Annotated in this window: 3 protein-coding genes and 1 pseudogene; all 4 read right to left on the bottom strand. The window is 42.0% G+C overall.

What is annotated here, in order from left to right:
* Positions 1-280: 280 nt before the first annotated feature.
* Positions 281-508, bottom strand: coding sequence for a hypothetical protein (locus PVV65_RS09615; RefSeq protein WP_273790008.1), 228 nt, complete (start codon positions 506-508; stop codon positions 281-283).
* The gene (locus PVV65_RS09610) at positions 505-1167 is read right to left on the bottom strand and encodes a lysozyme (protein ID WP_273790007.1); all 663 of its coding nucleotides are present in this window, start codon (positions 1165-1167) and stop codon (positions 505-507) included. Before PVV65_RS09610 ends, PVV65_RS09615 begins: the two co-directional genes overlap by 4 nt.
* 64 nt (positions 1168-1231) lie before the next feature.
* A complete protein-coding gene (locus PVV65_RS09605) occupies positions 1232-1561 on the bottom strand; it encodes a hypothetical protein (protein WP_273755322.1) in 330 nt (109 codons plus the stop codon).
* A gap of 9 nt (positions 1562-1570) precedes the next feature.
* Positions 1571-1765: pseudogene (locus PVV65_RS09600) on the bottom strand (hypothetical protein); the annotation flags it as partial.

The raw sequence follows: 1765 nt of genomic DNA, 5'->3' as shown, positions 1-1765 counted from the left end.
AAATCCATTACAAAGATAAAGATAATGAAGGCAATCCACTTCATAATACGTGACATCATCTTTAAGCCTTGATAGGTTTCTATCATCTCGTGAAGCAACCGTTGTTCTGTTTCCGAAAGGTCTTTTCCCCGCTTACTTTGATTGCTACTCATTTTGCCACCCACATAAACGTGCTCCCTGTTGATTATGTTTCAATATATCTCTTGCTAAATGGGGACTAAGAGCGTTCAGATCTTGCTTATCTAAATAAATGGGTAACCAACCAACACAAGAAACAGACCTATTTGCCCCGCATCCAACGAGACAAAGCAGAACGAACATCAGCATCACTTTTTTGATTAACTTCATTTTCAACCTCAAAACGGGTGGTCGCTCTCTTTAATGCTGTTTCTACCTGCTTTTGCCGTTCACTTTTCTTGCCAAGCTGAAAGGCTTTGCCTAAAGCCATAAAAAAAACGGCTATAGCCGTTAACAGAAGAGAGAGATTTCTTTTAAACCAAAAAATCACAAGCGCTGCTCCTTAAAGCGCTTGGCAACAATCACCAGTCCTGTACATGCCGCTAGAACCATAATTCCTGCTAACGCCCATTGGATCGGTCCATTGCCTACCAACAAACCTCCAAACCCAGAACAAGACCCTATAATCGGCGCTAGTGCCTCTATCTTTAAAAGACCGGTTGCATCACGCGTTTCTACCCGTTCATAATTCGAAGAAACATAAGCCCCTTTTACCCATAGCCCTGCTTCGGCGGCTCGACGGTTGGCTAAACCTACAAGAGGCTTGCCACCCACTTTATTCCATTTCTGTAACTCGAAGGGAACAGCTTCATAATCCCCTTGATTAAGCTTCTTCAGCAACGTTGACTTGCAAAAGGCTTTCGTCCCTACGTTATAACAAAACGACACCAAAGCTGCAAATTGGTTATCCGTTAACGAAACTGTTACAGATTCCTCTACCGTCTTTTCAAATTGCTTTAAGTCCTCACAAAGGATTTTTTCTGCTTCCTCTTTCGTAATACGCATGCCTTTTTTGACAAGCGGTTGACCGGCATTGTTGGTGTGACCATACCCTATCGTCCAAACGCATGCTAAATCTCTATAAGCCTCTAAACGCAAGCCTTCCCATTGTTTGATAAGCTCTAACCCTTCCCTCGATACCTTTCTCATCTGTTCCTCCATAAAAAAAGCCCCACTGATGTGGGGCTGGATTAAAATCTTCTTTTATAATCTTCTATTGGCTATGCTCTTTGATCAACTGCTCGACTTCTTCAACGCTAAAGCCTAAATGAAAGAGCGGCGCATATTCGCTTTCCTGTAATTCATACTGACAACGCTTTGCTACAATTTCACCATTTTGATCAGACGGCATTTGCGTTGTTAGACAAACCTTATGCGTATCATCTTCTACCCCCTCTTCTCCTTCATTTAGCTCCTTAACTAAAACCCAATAAAAACGCGTTGATAAAAGAACCTCTAAACGTCTTACCGTTTCTTCCTTATCAAAAGAAAGCATGTTTAAATAATCTTGCTTCGTATTTAAATGCGCTGGATAATCTATCATCTATCCCTCCTAAACAAAATGACGCGGGCGGCTACAACCGCGAGTTCCTAGTTTCTCATCAGAAGTACTCCGTGAATGTAAACCATTCCGATAAAAGGAACCACTCTTCGTAATATCCTCCCAACTCCCTCCACCAGACAAGACATTCAATTCTGTCGTAAAACTGGTCCACAAAGTGGAACTCGATTGTATCTGCATCGCAAA

Origin of the sequence: Bartonella sp. ML70XJBT (genome assembly GCF_028618425.1) — a bacterium.
GTDB lineage: Bacteria > Pseudomonadota > Alphaproteobacteria > Rhizobiales > Rhizobiaceae > Bartonella.
The sequence above is the reverse complement of the archived record's forward strand: the minus strand, read 5'-3'. Positions and strand labels throughout refer to the sequence as shown.